The organism is Sphingomonas sp. URJC2, from assembly GCF_059803575.1.
The window spans coordinates 1-21,610 of record NZ_JAPFGX010000043.1 but is presented as its reverse complement, the minus strand read 5'-3'; the positions used below and the strand labels follow the sequence as shown (position 1 = coordinate 21,610).

The window sequence follows — 21,610 nt, the reverse complement described above, 5'->3', positions numbered from 1 at the left end:
GGGCCGCTGTCGGGCCGGGCGAGCACCCACAGGCTGATCGCGGGCACGCGCCGCGGTGCCGGGCTGGCGGGCGGGGCGATCCCGGCCGCGGTCGCATCCGCATCTGTATCCGCATCGCCGGGTCCCGCCGGTGTCGGCTCCGGCTTTGGCCGCGACGGGGCAGGTGGCGACGCCACCGGGATGGGGGTGACGCTTGGCTGCGGGACCGCTGGGGGCGGATCGACCGGCGCGCGCGCTGTCACCGATGCACTCGATTCCGTCGACGGCAGGGCCTGTCCGGGTGCCGGCAGGGTCGGCCGAATCGCTGCCGCCCAGCGCCAGGCCGGGCGGGGGGGCGGCGGCACGTCCGGCCACAGCATCGTCAGCCGCACCACCACCCAGGCCAGCACCGTGCCGGCCAGGAAGCGCAGCGGCCCGCCTTTCATTCGGCGGGCTGGACCGTTGGAAAGCGGTGTTCGGTCTTGTCCCAGATCACCGGGCCGCCGCGCGCCTCGCGGACATAGCGGTTGATCGCGGCGCGCGAGGCGGCGATGGAGATGATGTTGGCAATGACCGACCGGGGTATCGAGGCCAGCCCCTCGCGCCAGCCATAGGCGCGGGCGACGAACCAGCCCCGCATCGCCAGCCGCCAGCCGAGCAGCCCCGCGCCCGCCGTGAACAGCCATGCCTCGCCGGGCGCAGGCTGGGGCGCACGGCCGGCAAGCGCCAGCAGCGCCCAGCCGATCATTGCCAGATAGGCGGCGAGGACGATCAGCGCCGCCAGCACCGCGCGCCGGTCGCGCAGCCGCATCCAGCGTTCGGCCAGCCCGCCGCGCCAGCCCAGCCGCCGCCACCCCGACAGCGAGATTCCCGCCAGCCAGCGCGCCTTTTGCCGCACTGCCGTTGCCACCGCATCGGGAAAATGGGCGCGCACCGCGACCGCCTGTCCCCCGGCGCGGCCGGGCAGGCGCACGAACACCCCGCGCCCGCCTGCTTCGGCGATGCGCAGCCCCAGCTCATAATCCTCGGTCACGCTCGCTTCGTCGAACGGCGCGCCGTGCAGCCGCGCGATCCGCATCAGCGCGGCGCGCGAAAAGGCGCAGCCGACGCCCGCCGAGGGCATGGCCGCGCCCACCGCCTCGCGCACCACCAGCTGTTTCATGTGCGATTCGGCAAACTCGTCGGCATAGGTGGACGACACCGCCCGCGCCCAGAAGCCGCGGCCCTGTTCGATCAGCGGCAGCACCGGCAGCTGGACGAGGTCGAAGCGTTCGGAGAGCGCGTCGAACACCCGGATTTCGGCCGAATGGACAACATCTTCGGCATCGTGCAGCACCACCGCCTTCACTCTGACCCCGTCCGCCAGCTCGTCGGCGAGCAGCGCCGCCCACATCGCATTGAGATTGTCGGCCTTGGTCGTCGGGCCGGGGCGCGGGTTGACGACCAGCCGGATGCGGCGGTCGGCGGCGGCCAGCGGGGCGACCGCCGCGGTGGTCGCCGGATCATTGGCATAGCAGCCGACATAGAGGCGGAAATCGGCCCCGTCCCAGCGCCGCACCGCCGTGCTCAGCATCGGCGCGATCACCGCCGATTCCTGCCATGCCGGCACGAACACCGCGATCCTGCCCGGACGGCTGGCGGTCAGGCTGGCGGCATCGGCCGGGGGGAAACGGGTATAGACGGCAAAGCGCCGCCAGCCGGCGCGCGCCAGCCAGATCAGGTCGATCACCAGATCGTCGATCCCGCCGATCAGGATGCCGATCGCGGCGAACAGCGCCAGTTCATGCGTGGCGCGTTCGAGCGTCCACAGCAGCACGTCTGAGGTTCCCACGACTCCCCCCGTTTCGGACCGGCTTTGGTCCGAAACGGGGAGATCGCATGACCGCCGCGCCGGAGTGAGCGGAGAATGATCCGAAGCGGCGGCAAAGCGGGGCTGGCACAAAGCGGCACAGCTGCGCGCGTGCGGCTTTTGCGCCGATTGCATCGGATCGGCCGCTCCAGCCCGGCACGCTCAGGCGTCAGCGCCCGCGCGCCACCGCTTCCTCGATGGCGCTGAACGCCGACTGGCCGGGCGGCGCATCGTCGGGAATAGCGGTGATGAAATAGACGATGCCCGTCCCCGCCGCCGGATCGAGCCACAGGCCCGAGCGCAGGCCATAGGCCTCGCCGGCATGGCCGAAGCGTGGCCGGCCGTCGCCGAACAGCGCGTCGGCACAGCCGGGCAGGCCGCTTTCCAGCCAGTGGACCGCCAGGCCATAGCGGCAGAACAGCCCGGCGCTGCCGCCATGTTCGTCGCCGCCATCGCCGGGATCGGGCGGGTGCGTCCAGACCGGGCCGGTCAGGGTGGCGATCGATCCGGGCGACAGAAAGCCCTCGCCGCCGCGCAGCAGCATCTGCCCGATCCGCGCCAGCCCGGCAGCGGAGATGCGCGCGCCGCCCTGCGGGCTGAACAGCGCGCCATTGCTGCCCGGCCGATAACGCTCAAGCGCACAGGGCGTGCCCGGATCGCGCCGCACCGGGCAGTCGGGCCGCCGCCCGCCCAGCTGGTCGGCCCGGCCCCGGCCATCGGCCCCGATCAGCGGCACGGCGCGCGCCACCGCCTCGTCCGGGCAGGTCGTCCAGTTGAAACAGGCCGTGATCCCCAGCGGCGCGAACACCAGCCGCGCCATCAGCCGGTCGAACCGCTCGCCGGTCGCCGCCTCCATCACCCCGGCGATCACCGGAAAGTTGAGATTGGCATAGGCGAACCAGTCGCCCGGGCCATGGTCCGGGTTCCAGGCCGCCGGATCGGCAAGCGCGTCCCGAAGGCTGTGGCCGAGCGGCAGCGCATAATCGATCCCGTCCACCAGCCCGGCGCGGTGCGACAGCAACAGCCTGAGCGTCACCGGCCGGTCGGGAAAGCGCGGGTGCCGGACCGCAAAGCCCAAGTGCGCCGAGACATCGGCATCAAGGCCGAGCCGGCCCTGTTCGACGAGCCGCATGACGCCAAGCGCGGTCAGCAGCTTGGAGATCGAGGCGATGCGCACCGGATCGTCGATCGTCGCCCCGATTTCGCGCGCGGCCCCCAGCCGGTCGCGGTCGAACGCCAGGCTGACGGTGATGCGCCGGGCGGGCGCGGCATCGGGCTGCGCGATAGCCCGGCCCGGCAGCAGCAGCGCGCTCAGGACGATCAGGGCGGCGATGAACGGGCGGGGCGGTCGCGGCATCCGCTGAGGCTGGCCGGTCGCTGCCGTCCATGCAAGGATCGCCGGGCCGCTTCTGGTGCGGGCGCGTGAAAAGGCGGGGAAAATGACGAGGGAGATGGCGGGGAAGATGGCGGGGTCCGGTCGGCTGATCTTCGTCTACAATGCCCGTGCCGGGCTGGCGGCGGGCGCGCTCGATAGCCTGCACAAGCTGTTCAGCCCCGCTACCTATCCGTGCAGCCTGTGCGCGGTCACCCATGGGCTGGTGCGCGCCGATCCGCGCTGGCGGGCGTGGCTGCGCACCGCGCGTTACGAGGCGGTGTTTCACCACCGCCCCGATTTCCGCGCCGCCTATCCGGCCTTTGCCGATCTGCCGCTGCCCGCCGTGCTCGTGGATCGTGGCGACGGGCCGGCGGTGCTGCTGTCCGCCGCCGATCTGGCCGCGATCACCACGCCCGAGGCGCTGATCGCGGCCATTGACCGGCAGGCGGGCTGACCGCTCAGCGCGGCTGGAGCAGGTCGAGCGCGGCGATGGTCATCGCCTCCGCGCCCAGCCGCACCGAGGGTTCGGGGTCGATGCGGAACAAGGGCGAATGGTGCGACGGCACCGGCGCGCCGCCCTTGGCCTCGGCCGCAATCGCCGCCGGGGGGGTGCCGCCGACCGCGAAATAATAGCCTTTCACCCCGTGCTTCGCCTCGACCAGATAGGCGAAATCCTCCGCCCCCATGCCGGTCTGTTCGAACGGCACCACCGCCGCATCGCCAAGCGCGGTGCGGAACCGGGCGTTGAGCCGGCGGGCGAGCGCGGCATCGTTGATCGTCGTCGGCGTGCCTTCGATCACCTTGACCTCGGGCAGCTTGTCTTCGGGCAGGCCGTTGGCGCGGCCAATCCCTTCGGCGACGCGGCGGATGCCCGCGATCAGCTGGGCGCGGGTTTCCTCGTCATTGGCGCGCACGGTGATCTGCAGATCGGCCCGGTCGGAGATGATGTTGTGCTTGAGCCCGGCATGAAACGCGCCGACCGTGATCACCCCGGGGCGCAGCGGCGGCCGGTCGCGGCTGATCACGCCCTGCAGCGCGGTCACGATCTGCGCGCCGATATAGACGGGATCCTTGCCCTGATGCGGGCTTGCGCCATGCGCGCCGACGCCGTGCACGGTCACGTTGACGCTGTCGGACGAGGAATATTGGATGCCCTCGGCCGCGCTCACCGTCCCGGTCGGCAGCTGTGCGGCGACATGGAAGGCCAGTGCATAATCGGGCTTGGGGAAGCGGGTGTAGAGCCCGTCGTCGATCATCGCCTTCGCGCCGCCGACACGCTCTTCGGCCGGCTGGACGATGAAGATCGCCGTGCCGCGCCATTCGCCGCGCCGGGCGGCGAGCTGGCGCGCGGTGCCGACCATCGCGGTGATGTGCACATCATGCCCGCAGGCATGCATCACCGGGGCCTCGACGCCGTCCACGCCCACCTGCCGCGCCTTGCTGGCATTGGGCAGGCCCGATTTTTCCTCGACCGGCAGCCCGTCCATGTCGGCGCGCAGCAGCACGACCGGCCCGTCGCCATTTTTGAGCACGCCGACCACGCCGGTGCCGCCGACCTTTTCGGTGACCGTCATGCCCGGCACGGCGCGCAGTTCCTTCGCCATGCGCGCGGCGGTGTTGACTTCGCGGAACGACAATTCGGGATTGCGGTGGAACCAGTCCCACAGCGCGCCGAGCGAGGCATCATAATCGGCCTTCACCGCCGTGCGGATCTCGCCCGGTCCAGAGGCGTTTTGAGCGGCGTTCTGGGCAGCGGCGGGGCTGGCGGGCAGCAGGGCGATGGCGGCGGCCGCCAGCAACAGGTCACGCATGGTCGTTTCTCTCCCTTATTTCCCTTGGCTATTTCCCTGGGCGGGCGCGGCGGCGCCCTTGCATTCGCCGATCCGCGTGCCGACCGCCTCGGTCGCCAGCGTCATCACCTCGGTCTTGCCATTGGCCTCCGACCGCGCCTCGACCGCCGTTTTCACCTGATAGGCTTCGGGGGAATAGCGGCCGTTGATCCGCGTCACGACGCCGCCGCCGCGCGGGTCGGCGCAGCGCAGCACCGCGTCGATCCGGCCATTGCCGAGCGCGAACCGGTCATAGCTGCAATTGTTGCCCGACTTGCCGGTGAACAGCTCGCCCGACGGCTTGGCCGCCTCTTCGGGCGTCACGCAATATTCGACTTTCACCGTCTGCTGCATCGCGGTCTTCACCTGCGCGGCGACCTGTTCGGGCACGCCTTCCAGTTTCACGTCGCTGACGGTGGAGCTGATCTGCCAGCGGCCGGGCGCGATGCGTGCTTCCTCGGCCAGCCCGGATTCAGCCATCTGGTTGCTGACCTCGGCAAAGCTCACATTTTCGGCCTTCACTTGCGGTTCGCTGCTGCACGCGGCCAGCGCCAGCGGGGCCAGCGCGAGGCAGAGCAGGGCTGGCGTTGATCCTTTCATCGGTATTTCTCCCCCTTGCCCGCGCCCGGCGTTGCGGCGCGTGGCGGGGGCGACCATATCGGCTTGCGATGGCGATTCAAATCCGCACCACGCTCGATGAGCCGGAGACCGGTCAGGCGTTCGTCCCGCACCGCCCGGCGCGGCCCGAAAAGTCCGAGGGCGGCCGCCCGTTCCGGCTGGTGTCGGACTATGCCCCGGCCGGCGACCAGCCTCAGGCGATTGCCGAGCTGGTGGCGGCGGCCGAGGCGCGGGAGCGCGATCAGGTGCTGCTGGGCGTCACCGGATCGGGCAAGACCTTCACCATGGCCAAGGTGATCGAGCAGTTGCAGCGCCCCGCGCTCGTGCTCGCGCCCAACAAGATCCTCGCCGCGCAGCTTTATGGCGAGTTCAAGTCGTTCTTTCCCGAAAACGCCGTCGAATATTTCGTCAGCTATTACGATTATTACCAGCCCGAGGCCTATGTGCCGCGGACCGACACCTATATCGAGAAGGAAAGCTCGATCAACGAAGCGATCGACCGGATGCGCCATTCGGCCACCCGCTCGCTGCTGGAGCGCGACGATGTGCTGATCGTCGCCTCGGTGTCGTGTCTCTACGGCATCGGCTCGGTCGAGACCTATTCGGCGATGACCTTCGCGCTGCGCAAGGGGCAGGGGGCCGATCAGGCCGAGATCGTGCGCAAGCTCGTAGCGCTCCAGTATAAGCGCAACGACGCCGCCTTTGCGCGCGGCGCGTTCCGCGTGCGCGGCGACACGATCGAGCTGTTTCCCTCGCACTACGAGGACACGGCCTGGCGCATCACCTTTTTCGGCGACGAGATCGAGGAGATTGTCGAGTTCGATCCGCTGACCGGCAAGAAGGTCGCGACGCTCGATTATGTGAAGATCTACGCCAACTCGCACTATGTCACCCCCGGCCCGACGCTCAAACAGGCGACCGAGGCGATCCGCCACGAACTGGCCGAGCGGCTGAAGGAGCTGGTCGCCGAGGGCAAGCTGCTCGAGGCGCAGCGGCTGGAGCAGCGCACCAATTTCGATCTGGAGATGATCGCCGCCACCGGGTCGTGCGCGGGGATCGAGAATTACAGCCGCTTCCTGACCGGGCGGCTGCCCGGCGAGCCGCCGCCGACGCTGTTCGAATATCTGCCCGAAAATGCGCTGCTGTTCGTCGATGAAAGCCATGTCACCATCGGCCAGATCAACGGGATGAGCCGGGGCGACCATCGCCGCAAGCTGACGCTGGCCGAATATGGCTTTCGCCTGCCCTCGGCGATCGACAACCGCCCGCTGCGCTTCAACGAATGGGAGGCGATGCGCCCCCAGACCGTCTATGTCTCGGCCACGCCCGGCGGCTGGGAAATGGAACAGACCGGCGGCGCGTTCGTCGAACAGGTGATCCGCCCGACCGGGCTGATCGATCCGCCGGTCGAGATCCGGCCGGTCGAGGATCAGGTCGACGATCTGGTCAATGAATGCCGGATCGTCGCGCAGCAGGGCTTTCGCGCGCTGGTGACGACGCTCACCAAGCGCATGGCCGAGGATCTGACCGAATATCTGCACGAAGCCGGGCTCAAGGTCCGCTACATGCATTCCGATGTCGAGACGCTGGAGCGCATCGAGCTGATCCGCGACCTGCGGCTCGGCGTTTATGACGTGCTGGTCGGCATCAACCTGCTGCGCGAGGGGCTGGATATCCCCGAATGCGGGCTGGTCGCGATCCTCGACGCCGACAAGGAAGGGTTTCTGCGCTCCGAAACCTCGCTGATCCAGACCATCGGCCGCGCGGCGCGCAATGCCGAGGGGCGGGTGATCCTTTATGCCGACAGCATCACCGGATCGATGGAGCGGGCGATGCGCGAGACCGAGCGCCGCCGCGCCAAGCAGATCGCCTATAACGAGGCGCATGGCATCACGCCGCAGACGGTGCGGCGCAATATCGGCGATGTCATCGCCCATATCGCCGCCAAGGATTCGGTGCTGGTCGAAATCGGCGACGAGGACGCGCCCCGCCACCTCGTCGGCCATAATCTGCGCGCCTATATCGAAGAGCTTGAGAAGAAGATGCGCGATGCCGCCGCCAATCTCGAGTTCGAGGAGGCCGCGCGCATCCGCGACGAGATCCGCCAGCTCGAACAGGCCGAACTCGGCCTGCCCGCCGACGAGCACAAGGCCCCGGTGATGGGCCGGTCCAACGAAGGCAAGCCGGGGACGCGCAAGACCCGGTTCGGCAACCAGCAACAGGCGCGCGCCGCCCGCCGCACCCGCCGCTGATGCGGCCCGGTTCGTCGCCCGGCCCGGTTGTCACCGCGGCAACCAGCCGCCATGCCGAGGCCGTTCAGGGCCGTGAGGGAGGAAATCGGGTGCGTCGTTCCGCTGTGGCCGCAGCTTTTGTGCCGGGCGCGGTGCTGGCCCTGTCCGCCTGTGTCGCGCCGCCCAGGCCCGCACCGCCGACCGCGCCGCCGGTGATCGTCATGCCCCCGGCCCCCGCACCGCAGGCGCGCAGTGCCGATTGGCGCGACTGGCCGGCGACGCCGGGCGACTGGCGCTATCGCCGCCTCGCCGGGGCGACGGCGGCCGAATATGGCGATGCCCGCGCCGTGCATGTCGCGCTGCGCTGCGAGGCCGGGCGGCTGCGCCTCGTCTGGCCCGCCGCGCGGCCCGGCGGGGTGCGGATCGTCACCACCTCGGCTGACACCAGCCGGGCTGGCGTGCCCGCACCCGAAGGCGGGGTGCAGCTGCTGTTCGACGGGCGCGATCCGCTGCTCGACGCGATGGCGTTCAGCCGGGGGCGGTTCGTGCTGCAAGCGGAGGGGGCAGAGCTGGTGCTGCCGGCCTGGCCCGAACTGTCGCGCGTGATCGAGGATTGCCGCGCGGCCAGCGGGGAATGAACACTCCTCCGATAAATATTTTTGCGCAAGTCTTGATCGCCGCGACTCGCCCAACCTAGATTCATGGTGCGGGCCAACCGGTTCGCGCTGGCTTCAACAAGCGAAAGGAGGTGATCCGATGTCTCATGGTTCAGCAGAGAGGTCGGTCAAGTCCGTTCGGGAGCTGCGCGCCTGATCAAAGGCTGCAGCCTTAAGGCTTCCGGAGGCGGCACTTCCGGCCGCTGACCATGTAGAAAGAGCCGTCGGGCACCTGCCCGGCGGCTCTTTTTCTGTTGGGAAGACCGGCACCGGCCCGCCCCCGCGCCGTGAGGCGCGCAAAACCGCCCCTCAGCGCCGCTTTCCGGCCCGGTCGCGTTCGAGCAGTTCCTCGCGCACGCGCAGGCCGCGAATGGCGAGGTTGATTTCGATCAGGAACAGCACCAGCCCAGTGACGAGCAGCGCCATGGCGAGGATGAACGACAGCGCGACCGCGACCCGGTAGGCCAGCCCCGCCAGCTGGGTGACGAACAGCAGGGCGACGAGCAGGCAGATGGCGATCGCGCTGGCGACGTTGAACGAGATCGCGGCGTTGACGAGCGCGATCCGCCGGTCGATCAGCCGCAGCTCCTCGACATGGCGGTCATGCTCGTCGCCGGTGGTCGCGCCGTGCAGATCGGCGAGCACGCGCGACCGGTCGACGATGCGCGCCAGCCGCCCGGTCAGCACGTTCAGAAACGCGCCGATCCCGGCGAGCAGGAACACCGGCGCGATCGCCAGCTGGATCGTCTGGGCGATGTTCGAAATAGCCGGCAGATGCATCATCACCGCCAAGGCATCGCCCGCTTCACCGCCAGCGGTCAAGCGCGGGGCTATTCAGGCGGGGACAGGCCTTCAGGCGGGGATGGGGGTCTCGAACGCCGCGATCCGGGCCTTGAACGCCTCGGGGATCGGCTGCGACCGGCCGCTCGCCAGATCGACGCAGACATAGACCAGTTCGATCTCGGCGCGCAGATCGTCGCCGCCCGGACCGTGCAGCGCGATCATGTTGGTCATGCTGGCGGTGCCGAAGCGCGCCACCCGCACCCAGGCGTCGATTTCCTCGTCCACGCGGATGGGCCGGCGATAGGTAACGAGCGCGCGACCGACATGAAACTCAGGCGTCGCGCCGTCGCCGGGCTTCAGCCCCAGCGCGCGCCAATATTCGACGATCGCCATGTCCGCATAATCGAGATAGCGGGCGTTGAACACGACCGCCTGCGGATCGACCTCGCCATAGCGGACGCGGAACCGGTGCGCGAAGCGGAACCCCTCGGGCATCATCTCAGCCGCGCCCGCCCGGGCCGGGCACATTCATCCCCACCGACCGGAAATAGGCGCGGATCTGGCGGGCGGCCTGACGGATGCGCTGTTCATTCTCGACCATGGCGATGCGCACAAAGCCTTCGCCTTCCTCGCCATAGCCGACGCCCGCGGCCACCGCGACTCCGGCATGGGTGAGCAATTGCTTGGAAAACTCGAGGCTGCCGAGATGCGCGAGCGCGGGCGGCAGCGGGGCCCAGGCGAACATGCTCGCCTTGGGCACCGGAATGTCCCAGCCGGCGCGGCCGAAGCTTTCGACCAGCACGTCGCGGCGCTTGCGGTAAAGCTGCCGGTTCTGCTCGACAATGTCCTGCGGGCCGTTGAGCGCCGCCACCGCCGCCGCCTGAATGGGCGTGAACGCGCCATAATCGAGATAGGATTTGACCCGGGTGAGCGCGGCGATCAGCACCGGATTGCCGACCGCAAAGCCGATCCGCCAGCCGGCCATCGAATAGGTCTTGGACATGGACGTGAACTCGACCGCGACGTCCTTCGCGCCCTTCACTTGCAGGATCGACGGCGTCGGCTTGTCATCGTCGAAATAGATTTCGGAATAAGCGAGATCGGACAGGATCCACAGCCGGTGCTCGCGCGCAAAGGCGACGACGCGCTCGTAAAAGGCGAGGTCGACGGTCTCCGCGGTCGGGTTGGACGGATAGCCCATGACCAGCACCGAGGGCTTGGGCACGGTGAACTTCACCGCCCGCTCCAGCGCCTCGAAATAGCGTTCGTCGGGCGTCGTCGGCACCGAACGGATCGTCGCCCCGGCGATGATGAAGCCGAAGGTGTGGATCGGATAGGACGGGTTGGGGGCAAGCACGACATCGCCGGGGGCGGTGATCGCCTGGGCGAGATTGGCCAGCCCTTCCTTCGACCCGAGGGTGACGACCACCTCGCGCTCGGGGTCCAGATCGACGCCGAAGCGCCGGCCATAATAGGCCGCATGGGCGCGGCGCAGCCCCGGAATGCCCTTGGACGCCGAATAGCCATGGGCGTCGGGCTTGCGCGCCACCTCGCACAGCTTTTCGATCACATGCGGCGGCGGCGGCAGATCGGGATTGCCCATCCCCAGATCGATAATGTCCTCTCCCGCCGCACGTGCGGCCGCACGCATCGCATTGACCTCGGCGATGACATAGGGCGGCAGGCGCTTGATGCGGTAGAAGTCGTTATCCATGCTGACCGTGTATCGGCAGCAGCGGCGCGGGTGAAGCCCCCGGGGCCGCGCGCACGCCCCCCGGCCCGGAAAGGCCCGGCCCAAAAGGCGTGGTTCAAAAAGGTGCGGCCCAAAAAGGCGACGCCCATGCCCGCCTGACGGGGGGCATGGGCGCGCATGAGGGGGGTGACGACAGAACGGCCGGCGGCCAGCGCGGTTCCTCGCCGGGTGCGGGCTTGAGCGGGGCGGGCGGGCTTTCTACCAAGGGGGCATGACCGCGCCCGCTTCCGTCCCGCCTGCACCCGGCGAATTGCCGCCGCTTGCCCGCCTGCTCGGCCTGTCCGGGCTGCTGCCGCAGATATTCGCGGTGGCGGCGCTGCTGATCGGTGGGCTGGACTGGCGCTTCACCGCGCTTGCGCTCGCTTATGCCTATGCCGCGCTGATTCTCAGTTTTCTGGGCGGCCTGTGGTGGGGGCTGGGTGCGCGCGCGCCCGCTGGCGCGCCGGCCTGGCTGTGGATCGCGGCGGTGACACCCTCGCTGATCGCGCTGGTCAGCGCCATTCCCTGGTCGATCGGCGCGCGCTGGCCGGGGCCGTCGCTGGTGCTGATCGGCGGATCGCTGATCGCCGCCCTCGTCGTCGATCTGCGGCTGGTTGCGCGCGGCATTGCCCCGGCGGGCTGGCTGGCGCTCCGGGTGCCGCTGTCGCTGGGGCTGGGCACGCTGACGCTGATCGCCGCTGCGCTGTAAGCTGTGCTGGCCGGGACGAACGGCCGCCGATCCGGCAAATCGCGCATGACCTTTGCCGATGCCGGGGCTAGACTGGCCCGCGACCCGCAGCGAGCACAGGAAGGTCCATGGCCAGCCAGACGCACGATCCCGCCGCCCCGACGCTGGAGGAGTTGCAGCGCTGGACCTGGGTGATCGGCCGCGCCCAGCAGCTGATGCTCGAACATGGCGTCGAGACGATGCTCAGGGCCGCCGAAGCCCCGCCGCCGGGGGCGCTGGCCGCGGCACCCGTGCCGCTGGCGATGCCGGGGCTGGGCGGCATGCGCGATCCCGCCGCACTCGCCCGCGCGGCCGGCGATTTCTGGATGGATGCGCTCAGGCTCTGGACCTGTGCGCTGGGCGGCGGCCTGGCCGGGGACACCGGGGCGGCTCCGGCTCCGGCACGGGGCGACCGGCGTTTCGATGCGCCGGAATGGCGCGATCATCCGACCTATGACCTGATCCGGCAAATGTATCTGCTGATCGGCGACCATCTGCTGCGCGGCGTCGATCTGATCGAGGGGGTGGAGCCGCAGGAGCGCGAAAAGCTGCGCTTTGCGACCCGCACCATGATGGACGCGCTCAGCCCGTCCAATTTCGTGTTCACCAACCCGCTGGTGATGAAGAAGACGCTGGAGACCGGCGGGGAAAATCTGCTGCGCGGGCTTGAACATCTGCTCAAGGATCTGCGCCAGGGTCAGCTCAGCCATGTCGCCGATGGCGCGTTCGAGCTGGGGAAGAACCTTGCCACCACCCCCGGCAAGGTCGTCAAGCGCACCCGGCTGTATGAGCTGATCCAATATGCGCCGACGACGACCGAGGTGTACGAAACCCCGCTCGTCATCTTCCCCCCCTGGATCAACCGCTTCTACATTCTCGACCTCAGCCCCAAGAAAAGCTTCATCCGCTGGGCGGTCGATCAGGGGCTGACGGTGTTCGTCGTCAGCTGGAAATCGGCCGATGCGTCGATGCGCGACGTGACCTGGGACGATTATGTCGCCGCGCAGATCGACGCGGTCGACACGATCCGCGAGCTGCTGGGCGTCGCGGGCGTGCACACGATCGGCTATTGCGTGGCGGGAACGACGCTGGCGGCGACGCTCGCCGTGCTCGCGGCGCGGGGCGAGGCCGACAAGGTCGCCTCGGCGACCTTCTTCACCGCCCAGGTCGATTTCAGCCGCGCGGGCGATCTCAAGCTGTTTGTCGATGATGAGCAGCTGAAGATGCTCGAGGGGCTGGCGCCCGAGGGCTATTTCGACGGGCGCTATATGGCCGCGACCTTCAACCTGCTGCGCGGCCGCGACTTGATCTGGAACTATGTCGTCAACAATTATCTGCTGGGCGAGGATTATCCCCAGTTCGATCTGCTGCACTGGAACGGGGACACCACCAACCTGCCGGCCGCCTGGCACCGCGCCTATCTGGCCGACCTGTACCGCGACAACAAGCTGGTGGTGCCCAAGGCGCTGACCGTGCTCGGCCAGCCGGTCGATCTGCGGCAGGTGCAGACGCCGGCTTATGTGCAGGCGGGGCGTGAGGACCATATCGCCCCGCCCGAATCGGTGTGGAAGATCACCGATCACTTCACCGGCCCGCTGCGCTTCGTGCTGGCCGGATCGGGCCATATCGCCGGGGTGGTGAACCCGCCCTCGGCCGGCAAATATCAATATTGGACCAATGCCCGAAAGGCGGCGTCGCTGGCCGAGTTCGTGGCCGGCGCAACCGAGACGCCGGGCAGCTGGTGGCCGGACTGGATCGGCTGGATCGAGGACCGGTCGCGCGACAAGGTCAGCGCCAAGCGCGCGCGCATCCCCGGCAAGGGGGCGCTGCCCGCGCTTGCCGACGCGCCCGGAGACTATGTCCGCCAGCGGTGATGGGTCCGCCAGCGCTGATGGTTTTTTGTGCAATGCACAAAAAACGGCTTGAACCCGAGCCGCCGACGCATTATTGTGCATTGCAGCAAAACGCTCCGGTCCGGGTTGTCCGGCCCGGCATCGTTCGGGACAGATTGCGATGAGCGCACGGACGACCAAAGCCGGCGGCAAGGCCGCACCGACCAGGACGGCGAAGGCCGCGCCCGCGGTGCCGGCAGCGAAACCGGCCGCCGAAAAGCCGATCGTTGAAAAGCCGGTTGCCAAGATCGCTGCGACCGAGCCGGTCTCCAAGCCCGCCGCGCCGGCGAAAGCCGAAACGGTGAGGGCCGAACCGGTCAAGGCCGAAACGGCCGCACCCGTCATTGCCGCGCCTGTTGCGCCTGCTGCGCCGGCCGTTGCCCCGACCGATCAATCCCTCCCCGCCGCGGGTGTCGCCCCGGCGCCGACCGAAGGACCGAAGATGACCGACACCGTCCACACTGCCGCTGAAACCGCCACCGGCCTTGCCGCCGACGCCCAGGCGCGCGCCCAGGCGATGTTCGCCGAAATGAACGACCGCGCCAAGGCGGCGATGGAGCGTTCGGCCAAGATGCTCGAAGAGCTGGGCGAACTGAACAAGGGCAATATCGAAGCCGTGGTCGAAAGCTCGCGCGTCGCCGCCAAGGCCGCCGAAACGCTCGGCCAGCATGCCGCCGAAACCGCGCGCAAGGGCTTTGAGCAGGCGACCGCCGCGTTCAAGGGCTTTGCTGCGGCCAAGACCCCGACCGAGCTGTTCCAGATGCAGAGCGATTTCATGCGCAAGAGCTTTGACGACATGATCGCCGACGCCGCCAAGACCAGCGAAACCGTGCTGAAGCTGGCCGGTGACGTCATGCAGCCGCTGTCGAACCGCGTCGCGGTGGCGGCGGAGAAGATCAAGACCGTCGCCTGATCGCGTCGCGTCCGATTGCAGGCGGGCCGTTCCCCGGCATAGTCCGGGGGGCGGCCCGCTCCGTTTTCGCCCGGCCCTTGCGGCTGGCCGGGGCGATGCCATATTCTGGGCCTGCCATGATTCAGCACCCGCGCGACATTTGCCCTGTAGCGCCCCTTATGGCGGGCGACGAGGATGATGCCGGCACCGGCCCGGGCACCGGCGTCGGCGTGGCGACGCGCACCCGCGCCAAGCCCAAAAAGCCGTCGCTCTACAAGGTGCTGATGCTCAACGACGACTATACGCCGATGGAGTTCGTCGTCCTGGTGCTCCAGCGTTTCTTCCGCATGGGGATCGAGGATGCGACGCGGGTGATGCTGCACGTCCATCAGAAGGGCGTCGGCGTCTGCGGCATTTTTTCCTACGAAGTGGCGGAGAGCAAGGTGTCGCAGGTCATGGACTTTGCGCGCCAGCACCAGCATCCGTTGCAATGTACGCTCGAGAAAGCCTGACGGCCGGACCGGCCGCCACTTGCGCGCGCCCCCGCACACGTTAAGCACCCGACATGGACCGTATCGTCATTCGTGGCGGCCGCCCGCTTGAGGGCCGCCTGCCGATCTCGGGCGCGAAGAACTCGGCGCTCACCCTGCTGCCCTGCGCGCTGCTGACCGACGAGCCGCTGACGCTGCGCAACCTGCCGCGGCTGGCCGATGTCGACAGCTTTGGCCATCTGCTCAACCAGCTGGGCGTATCGACGACGACCGAGGGCACCCGGCCGGAAGATTTTGGCCGCGTAATGACGATGCGCGCGACCAATCTGACCGCGACGATGGCCCCCTATGACATCGTCCGCAAAATGCGTGCGTCGATCCTCGTGCTCGGGCCGATCCTTGCCCGCGCCGGCGAAGCGACCGTTTCGCTGCCCGGTGGCTGCGCGATCGGCAACCGGCCGATCGACCTGCATCTGAAGGCGCTGGAGTCGATGGGCGCGAAGATCGAGCTGGCGAGCGGCTATGTCCGCGCCTCGGCCCCGGGCGGCCGGCTGCCGGGGGGGATCGTCGATTTCCCGATCGTGTCGGTCGGCGCGACCGAAAATGCGCTGATGGCCGCCGTCACCGCCGCCGGGCGCACGGTGCTCAACAATGCCGCGCGCGAGCCGGAGATCGTCGATCTCTGCCGCTGCCTGATCGCGATGGGCGCGCGAATCGAGGGTGTCGGCACCGAAACCCTGACCATCGACGGCGTGCGCGCGCTGCACGGCGCGACCTATGCGGTGATGCCCGACCGGATCGAGGCCGGCAGCTATGCCTGTGCCGTTGCGATTACCGGCGGCAAGCTCGATCTGGTCGGCGCGCGGGCAAGCGAGATGCGCGCGACCATCGCCGGGCTGACCCAGGCGGGCGTCGAGGTCGAGGAGCTGGCCGATGGCCTGCGCGTCACCGCCTCGGGGCGGCTCAAGGCGCTGTCGGTGTCGACCGCGCCCTATCCGGGCTTTGCCACCGACATGCAGGCACAGTTCATGGCCATGCTGACTCTGGCCGAAGGGTCGAGCGTGCTGACCGAGACGATTTTCGAAAACCGCTACATGCACGTGCCCGAGCTGTCGCGCATGGGCGCGGACATTCAGGTGCGCGGCCGTTCGGCGGTCGTGCACGGCGTGGGCAGCCTGACCGGGGCGCCGGTGATGGCGACCGATCTGCGCGCGTCGATGAGCCTGATCATCGCCGGCCTTGCCGCCCAGGGCGAAACCCAGGTGCGGCGCGTCTATCACCTCGACCGCGGCTATGAGCGGCTGGAGGAAAAGCTGAGCGCGGTGGGCGCGGACATCGAACGCGACAGCGAGGGCTGATCCGGCCCGGCCTTTAGTGTTGCCGCATTTCCCGAGCCGCCGGGTGAATTAACCCGGTTCGAAAATGCGTTGGTCTTTTTGTCTGCCGCATTTTCCGAGTCGCCGGGCGAGTCCACCCGGCTCGAAAATGCTCTTAGAGCCAGACCGACAGGCCGTGCAGCGCAAGGCCGACCAGCCCGCCCACCAGCGTCCCGTTGATGCGGATATATTGCAGGTCGCGGCCGACCGCGTCCTCGACCCGCCGGGTCACCGTCTCGCTGTCCCAGCTGCGGATCGTGTCGCTGACCAGCCTGACCAGCGGATCACCATAGCGCGCGGCAAAGCCGGTCGCCGTGCGCCGGGCAAAGCGGTTGATCGCGCGCTGCAACCGCGGATCGGCGGTCAGGGCGGTGCCCAGCTGCCGGAGCACCGCGCCCAGCCGCCCCGATGCCGCCGCGTCCGGATCGCGCGCGGCGCGCAGCAGCGCCGCCCGCGCCTGTTCCCACAGCCCGTCGATCCACGCGCGCATCGCCGGATTGTCGAGCAGCTCGTCGCGCAGCCGCGCCACCCGCCGCCCCATCGCCGGATCATGTTCCAGATCATAGGCAAGATCGGCCAGCCCCTGATCGATCCGCATCCGCAGCGGATGCGCGGGATCGGCGGCGACATCGTCGATCAGCCGCAACAGCCCGTCGATCAGCTTGTCGGCCAGCGTCTCGTCCAGCCCGGTCCAGCGCAGGATCGATCCGGCGCGGTCATGCACCATCTGGCGGATCACATGTTCATTGGCCTCCAGCGCCCGGCTGGTCCAGCGCAGCAGCCCGTCGATCAGCGGCAGATGCCGGTCCTTCGCCAGCGCCGCCCCCAGCGCCTGGCCGAGCAGCGGGGCCGCATCCAGCCGCCGCAGCCGCGTGTCGATCGCCTCGCGCGCCATGCCGCCAAGGCTGGCGGGGTCGAGCGCTTCGAGCAGATCGGCGGCGAGCCGCGTCGCCCCGTCGCGCACCCGCCCGTCCCCCAGTGTCGGCAGGGTGAGGAAGCGCACCGCCGCGCCCGCCACATCGACGCGCCGCATCCGCCGCGCGACCACTGCAGGGATCAGGAAATGGGTGCGCAGGAACCGGGCCAGCGTGTCGCCGATCCGGTCCTTGTTGCGCGGGATGATCGCCGTGTGCGGGATCGGCAGGCCGAGCGGGTGGCGGAACAGCGCGGTGACCGCGAACCAGTCGGCCAGCCCGCCAACCATCGCGGCTTCGGCAAAGGCGCGGACAAAGCCCAGCGCCGGGGCGAGGTCCGGATAGGCCGGCTCCAGCATGCGCGCGGCGATGAAGGTCGCCGCCATCAGGATCAGCAGCCCGGTCGCCACCAGCCGCATCCGCCTGAGGCCGGCCGCCGCGTCGCGGAACGGGGGCGGCAGGGCCGCGGGCATGGGGCGCGGTGACGGCAAAGGCGGTGATGACAAAGGCGGGGGCACGCTCATGGCCGAGACAAAGCGCGGCCCCCGTTCGGGTTCAACCCCTTATTCCGCCGGCTGGGCCGCACGCCCGCCATCATCGCCCGGGCGGAAGGTGAGCAGCCGCGACAGCCGCCGGCCGACGCGCCGTTCCAGATCATCGGCCAGGCTGAACCCGGCGGGGACGATGATCAGGGTGAGCAGCGTCGACAGGATCAGCCCGCCGATCACCGTCACGCCCATCGGCGCGCGCCATGCACCGTCGCCGGTCAGCGACAGGGCGGTCGGGATCATGCCCGCGACCATCGCCACCGTGGTCATCACGATCGGCTGGGCGCGCTTGTGCCCCGCATCGAGGATCGCCTCGTCCTTGGGCACGCCCTTGCCGATTTCCTCGAGCGCGAAATCGACCAGCAGGATCGAGTTCTTGGCGACGATGCCGAGCAGCATCAACAGGCCGATGAACACCGGCAGCGACACCGGCTGACCGGCAATGTGCAGCGCCAGCGCCGCGCCCAGCGGGGCGAGCAGCAGCGACCCCATGTTGACGAACGGCGGCATCACCCGGCGGTAGAGCAGCACCAGCACCGCAAACACCAGCAGCACGCCGGAGACGACGGCGATCAGGAAGTTCTGGACCAGCTCGGCCTGCCACTTGGCGTCGCCCTGCGTCACCTGCCGGATGCCCTGGGGCAGCCTGGCATAGCTGGGCAGCTTGTTGATCTTGTCCATCGCCTGGCTGTTGATCACGCCGGGGGCGAGATCGGCGCCGATGACTACGCGGCGGATCTGGTTGTAGCGGCGGATCTCGGTCGGCCCGGCGCCGAAGCTGATCTCCGCCACCGCCTTGAGCGGCACCGATCCGCCGGCCGCCGTCGGCACCGGCAGATTCTCGATCGTCGACAGATCGGTCCGCGCCTGTTCGGGCAGCATCACCCGGATCGGGATCTGCCGGTCGGACAGCGAGAATTTGGCGACATTCTGATCGATATCGCCCAGCGTCGCGATGCGGATCGCCTGGCTGAGCGCGCTGGTGGTGACGCCCAGATCGGCGGCGAGGTCGAGCCGCGGCTTGATGAGGATTTCCGGCCGGCTCATGTCGCCTTCGATGCGCGCGGCGCGCACTTCGGACAGCTGACCCATCTCACGCACGATCTTGAGCGCCTGGGCGTTGAGCGCGACCGGATCGTCGCCGCCGATCACGATGGTGATGTCGCGGCCTGAAAAGCCGCCCGACTGCGACTGGAAGCTCACCCGCGCATCGGGAATGGCCGCCAGCTGCGGTTGCAGCGCGCGCTCGAACTCGACGCTTGAACGTTCCCGGCCCTTTTTGAGCGTCAGGAAAATGTCGCCATTGCCGACATTCACATCGGCAAAGGCGGCGGCGACCTCGGGCTGGCGGCCGAGCAGCTCGGCCGCGCGGTCTGTGACGCGCTCGGTCTGGGCAAGGGTCGAGCCGGGGGGCAGCTCGATCTTCACCTGGCTGAAATCGCTGTCCACCGTCGGCTGGAACTGCATCGGCAGGGTCGCAAAGGCGACGATGGTCGCCGCAAAGGATGCAACCGCCAGCCCGACCGTCCACCAGCGATGGCTAAGCGACCAGCGCAGGATCGCCATATAACGGTCCATCAGCCAGCCGCCGCCATGTTCCACCTCGCCATGCGCCTTCAGGAAATAGGCGGCGATCATCGGTGTGATCATGCGCGCGACGCCCAGCGACATCAGCACCGCGACGACGACGGTCATCCCGAACTGGATGAAGAACTGCCCCGAAATCCCCGGCATCAGCGCAACCGGCAGGAACACCGCGACGATCGCCATGGTGGTGGCAAGCACCGCCAGGCCGATTTCGTCGGCGGCGTCGATCGATGCCTGATAGGCGCTTTTGCCCATGCGCATGTGGCGGACGATGTTCTCGATCTCGACGATGGCATCGTCGACCAGCACGCCCGACACCAGGCTCAGCGCCAGCAGGCTGAGATTGTTGAGCGTAAAGCCCATCAGATCCATGAACCAGAAGGCCGGAATCGCCGACAGCGGAATGGCGAGCGCGGAAATGACGGTCGCCCGGAAATCGCGCAGGAACAGGAACACGACGACGACGGCCAGCACCGCGCCCTCGAACATCGACCAGATCGACGATTTATACTGTTCCTTCACATAGTCGGTGCGCGTGAACAGGATGCTGAACTTGACCTTGGGATTGGCCTTTTCCAGCGCGCGCAGCACCTTTTCGGCCTCGTCATGGATGGTGACGTCGGACGCCCCCTTGGCCTTGGCGATCGAGAAACTGAGCACCTGCCGGCCATTCATCTTGGCGAGGCTGCGCTGTTCGGCATAGCTGTCGCGCACGGTGGCGATGTCGGCCAGCCGGACGCGACGCCCGCCGCCGACCGAGATTTCGGTCTGGCCGAGCTGATAGGCGGTCGCGGCATTGCCGAGCACGCGCACCGCCTGTTCCGATCCGGCGATCTGCGCGCGGCCGCCGGCGGCATTCAGGTTGATCTGGCGCAGCTGGAGATTGACCTGGGCAGCGGTCAGCCCCTGCGCCTGCATGCGCGCCGGGTCCAGGATCACGCGGATCTCGCGGTTGACCCCGCCCGAACGGCGCACCTGCGCCATGCCGCCAATGCCCAGCAGCTGCTTGGCAACGGTGTTGTCGACATACCAGGACAGCTCTTCGAGCGTCATGTCGACGGCCTCGGCCGAATAATAGGTCACCGGCCCGCCGGCGATGTCGATGCGCGCGACCTGCGGTTCCAGAATGCCTTCGGGCAGGTCGCCGCGGATGTTGGACACCGCCTGGTTCACGTCGTTGAACGCGCGGTCGACAGGGGTGCCGATCGCGAACTGCACCATCGTGCGGCTGTTGCCTTCGCTGACATAGGACGAGATTTCATCGACGCCCGAAATGCCGCGCACCGCCGCCTCGACCCGCTGCGTGACTTGGGTTTCCAGCTCGGTCGGCGCGGCCCCGGGCTGGGCGACCACGACCTGCACGGCCGGGAAGCTGATGTCGGGATTCTCGTTGACGTCCATCCGCCAGAAGGCGACCAGACCGGCCAGCGTCAGCGCGACGAACAGGACGATGGGCGGCACCGGGTTGCGGATCGACCAGGCCGAGATGTTGCGAAAGCTCATCGCGCTTATTCCCTCAGCTGTGTTCAGCGCCGCGCCGCGTTGACGCGCTCGGGCACCACCGTCTCGCCCGGATTGATGAATGCACCGGCCGACAGCACCACCTGTTCGGTGCCGTTCAGGCCGTCGATGATCGCGATGCCCTGGTCGCCCACCTGGCCGGTGCGCACGGCCCGGCGCGCGACCTTGTTCGCCCCGTCGACGACATAGACGAAGTTGCCGTTGCCGTCGCTCAGCACCGCCGATTCGGGCAGCACGGGGGCTTCGATGTTGCCGGTGACCAGATCGGTCCGGGCAAAGCCGCCCGGGCGCAGCGCCGGATCATAGGCGAGCGCGACGCGCGCCGTGCCCTGGCGGGTGTTGGGATCGATGATCGGCGACACCTGCCACACCTCGCCGGTGAACGACCGGGTCGATCCGACCGGCGTCACCGTCGCGCGGACGCCGGGGCGGAGCGCCGCCAGATCCGATTCGGCCAGCTGGGCGCGCAGCTCCATCTGGCCGCCGGCGGCGATGCGGAACAGCACGCCGCTGCCGGCGCCCACCACCTGACCCGGCTCGACCGCGCGGGTCAGCACCAGCCCGGCGGCCGGGGCGCGAATGTCCAGCCGCCCGGTGCGCGCCCGCGCCT

General features: G+C 68.8%; 18 protein-coding genes and 1 pseudogene. 8 read left to right on the top strand and 11 right to left on the bottom strand.

Going from position 1 to position 21,610, the window contains the following annotated elements:
* From OPU66_RS12875 to OPU66_RS12865, 3 genes and pseudogenes are all read right to left on the bottom strand, one after another.
* A pseudogene (locus tag OPU66_RS12875) lies at window positions 1-425 on the bottom strand (hypothetical protein); the annotation flags it as partial.
* Window positions 422-1,810 (bottom strand): glycosyl transferase family protein, encoded by a 1,389-nt coding sequence (locus OPU66_RS12870; protein ID WP_498554053.1) that lies wholly within the window; start codon window positions 1,808-1,810, stop codon window positions 422-424. The pseudogene OPU66_RS12875 and the gene OPU66_RS12870, both read right to left, overlap by 4 nt.
* A 187-nt stretch (window positions 1,811-1,997) precedes the next feature.
* Window positions 1,998-3,185 (bottom strand): serine hydrolase domain-containing protein, encoded by a 1,188-nt coding sequence (locus OPU66_RS12865; RefSeq protein WP_498554052.1) that lies wholly within the window; start codon window positions 3,183-3,185, stop codon window positions 1,998-2,000.
* A 106-nt stretch (window positions 3,186-3,291) separates the two neighbouring features.
* Here OPU66_RS12865 and OPU66_RS12860 point away from each other — a divergent pair, with 106 nt between their 5' ends.
* Window positions 3,292-3,657, top strand: coding sequence for a hypothetical protein (locus OPU66_RS12860; protein ID WP_498554051.1), 366 nt, complete (start codon window positions 3,292-3,294; stop codon window positions 3,655-3,657).
* 4 nt (window positions 3,658-3,661) lie between these two features.
* Here the strand turns inward: OPU66_RS12860 and OPU66_RS12855 are convergent, their stop codons facing one another.
* Together OPU66_RS12855 and OPU66_RS12850 are read right to left on the bottom strand one after the other, a co-directional pair.
* Window positions 3,662-5,014: an amidohydrolase gene (locus OPU66_RS12855; protein WP_498554050.1), complete on the bottom strand. Its 1,353-nt coding sequence runs from the start codon at window positions 5,012-5,014 to the stop codon at window positions 3,662-3,664.
* Window positions 5,015-5,029: 15 nt separating this feature from the next.
* Window positions 5,030-5,632 carry a DUF3617 domain-containing protein gene (locus tag OPU66_RS12850; protein ID WP_498554049.1) on the bottom strand — a complete coding sequence of 201 codons (603 nt, stop codon included), beginning with the start codon at window positions 5,630-5,632 and terminating at the stop codon, window positions 5,030-5,032.
* A 68-nt stretch (window positions 5,633-5,700) separates the two neighbouring features.
* On the opposite strand from OPU66_RS12850, the gene uvrB reads away from it, so the two are divergent.
* Together uvrB and OPU66_RS12840 are read left to right on the top strand one after the other, a co-directional pair.
* Window positions 5,701-7,902: an excinuclease ABC subunit UvrB gene (gene uvrB, locus OPU66_RS12845; protein ID WP_498554048.1), complete on the top strand. Its 2,202-nt coding sequence runs from the start codon at window positions 5,701-5,703 to the stop codon at window positions 7,900-7,902.
* An 89-nt stretch (window positions 7,903-7,991) separates the two neighbouring features.
* Window positions 7,992-8,519, top strand: coding sequence for a hypothetical protein (locus tag OPU66_RS12840; protein WP_498554047.1), 528 nt, complete (start codon window positions 7,992-7,994; stop codon window positions 8,517-8,519).
* Window positions 8,520-8,846: 327 nt separating this feature from the next.
* On the opposite strand, the gene OPU66_RS12835 is transcribed toward OPU66_RS12840, so the two are convergent.
* The 3 genes from OPU66_RS12835 to OPU66_RS12825 all read right to left on the bottom strand — a co-directional run bounded on the left by OPU66_RS12835 (window position 8,847) and on the right by OPU66_RS12825 (window position 11,034).
* Window positions 8,847-9,320, bottom strand: a complete 474-nt coding sequence (locus tag OPU66_RS12835) for a DUF2721 domain-containing protein (protein ID WP_498554054.1) — start codon at window positions 9,318-9,320, stop codon at window positions 8,847-8,849.
* 69 nt (window positions 9,321-9,389) lie between these two features.
* Window positions 9,390-9,818, bottom strand: a complete 429-nt coding sequence (locus OPU66_RS12830) for an acyl-CoA thioesterase (protein ID WP_498554046.1) — start codon at window positions 9,816-9,818, stop codon at window positions 9,390-9,392.
* A 1-nt stretch (window position 9,819) separates the two neighbouring features.
* Window positions 9,820-11,034: an LL-diaminopimelate aminotransferase gene (locus tag OPU66_RS12825; protein ID WP_498554045.1), complete on the bottom strand. Its 1,215-nt coding sequence runs from the start codon at window positions 11,032-11,034 to the stop codon at window positions 9,820-9,822.
* Window positions 11,035-11,284: 250 nt separating this feature from the next.
* On the opposite strand from OPU66_RS12825, the gene OPU66_RS12820 reads away from it, so the two are divergent.
* The 5 genes from OPU66_RS12820 to murA all read left to right on the top strand — a co-directional run bounded on the left by OPU66_RS12820 (window position 11,285) and on the right by murA (window position 16,412).
* A complete protein-coding gene (locus OPU66_RS12820) occupies window positions 11,285-11,761 on the top strand; it encodes a DUF3429 domain-containing protein (RefSeq protein WP_498554044.1) in 477 nt (158 codons plus the stop codon).
* A 107-nt stretch (window positions 11,762-11,868) separates the two neighbouring features.
* A complete protein-coding gene (locus tag OPU66_RS12815; protein ID WP_498554043.1) occupies window positions 11,869-13,653 on the top strand; it encodes a PHA/PHB synthase family protein in 1,785 nt (594 codons plus the stop codon).
* 139 nt (window positions 13,654-13,792) lie between these two features.
* On the top strand, window positions 13,793-14,584 hold the full coding sequence (locus OPU66_RS12810) for a phasin family protein (protein ID WP_498554042.1): 792 nt from the start codon (window positions 13,793-13,795) through the stop codon (window positions 14,582-14,584).
* Window positions 14,585-14,742: 158 nt separating this feature from the next.
* Window positions 14,743-15,075: an ATP-dependent Clp protease adapter ClpS gene (gene clpS, locus OPU66_RS12805; RefSeq protein ID WP_201752677.1), complete on the top strand. Its 333-nt coding sequence runs from the start codon at window positions 14,743-14,745 to the stop codon at window positions 15,073-15,075.
* A gap of 53 nt (window positions 15,076-15,128) precedes the next feature.
* A complete protein-coding gene (gene murA / locus OPU66_RS12800; RefSeq protein WP_498554041.1) occupies window positions 15,129-16,412 on the top strand; it encodes a UDP-N-acetylglucosamine 1-carboxyvinyltransferase in 1,284 nt (427 codons plus the stop codon).
* Window positions 16,413-16,545: 133 nt separating this feature from the next.
* Here murA and OPU66_RS12795 read toward each other — a convergent pair whose 3' ends face one another.
* The 3 genes from OPU66_RS12795 to OPU66_RS12785 all read right to left on the bottom strand — a co-directional run.
* Window positions 16,546-17,817 (bottom strand): DUF445 domain-containing protein, encoded by a 1,272-nt coding sequence (locus OPU66_RS12795; RefSeq protein WP_498554040.1) that lies wholly within the window; start codon window positions 17,815-17,817, stop codon window positions 16,546-16,548.
* 90 nt (window positions 17,818-17,907) lie between these two features.
* Window positions 17,908-20,982 (bottom strand): efflux RND transporter permease subunit, encoded by a 3,075-nt coding sequence (locus OPU66_RS12790; RefSeq protein WP_498554038.1) that lies wholly within the window; start codon window positions 20,980-20,982, stop codon window positions 17,908-17,910.
* Between the two features lie 23 nt (window positions 20,983-21,005).
* Window positions 21,006-21,610 (bottom strand): efflux RND transporter periplasmic adaptor subunit (locus OPU66_RS12785; RefSeq protein WP_498554037.1); only part of this gene is annotated, 605 nt, incomplete at its 5' end.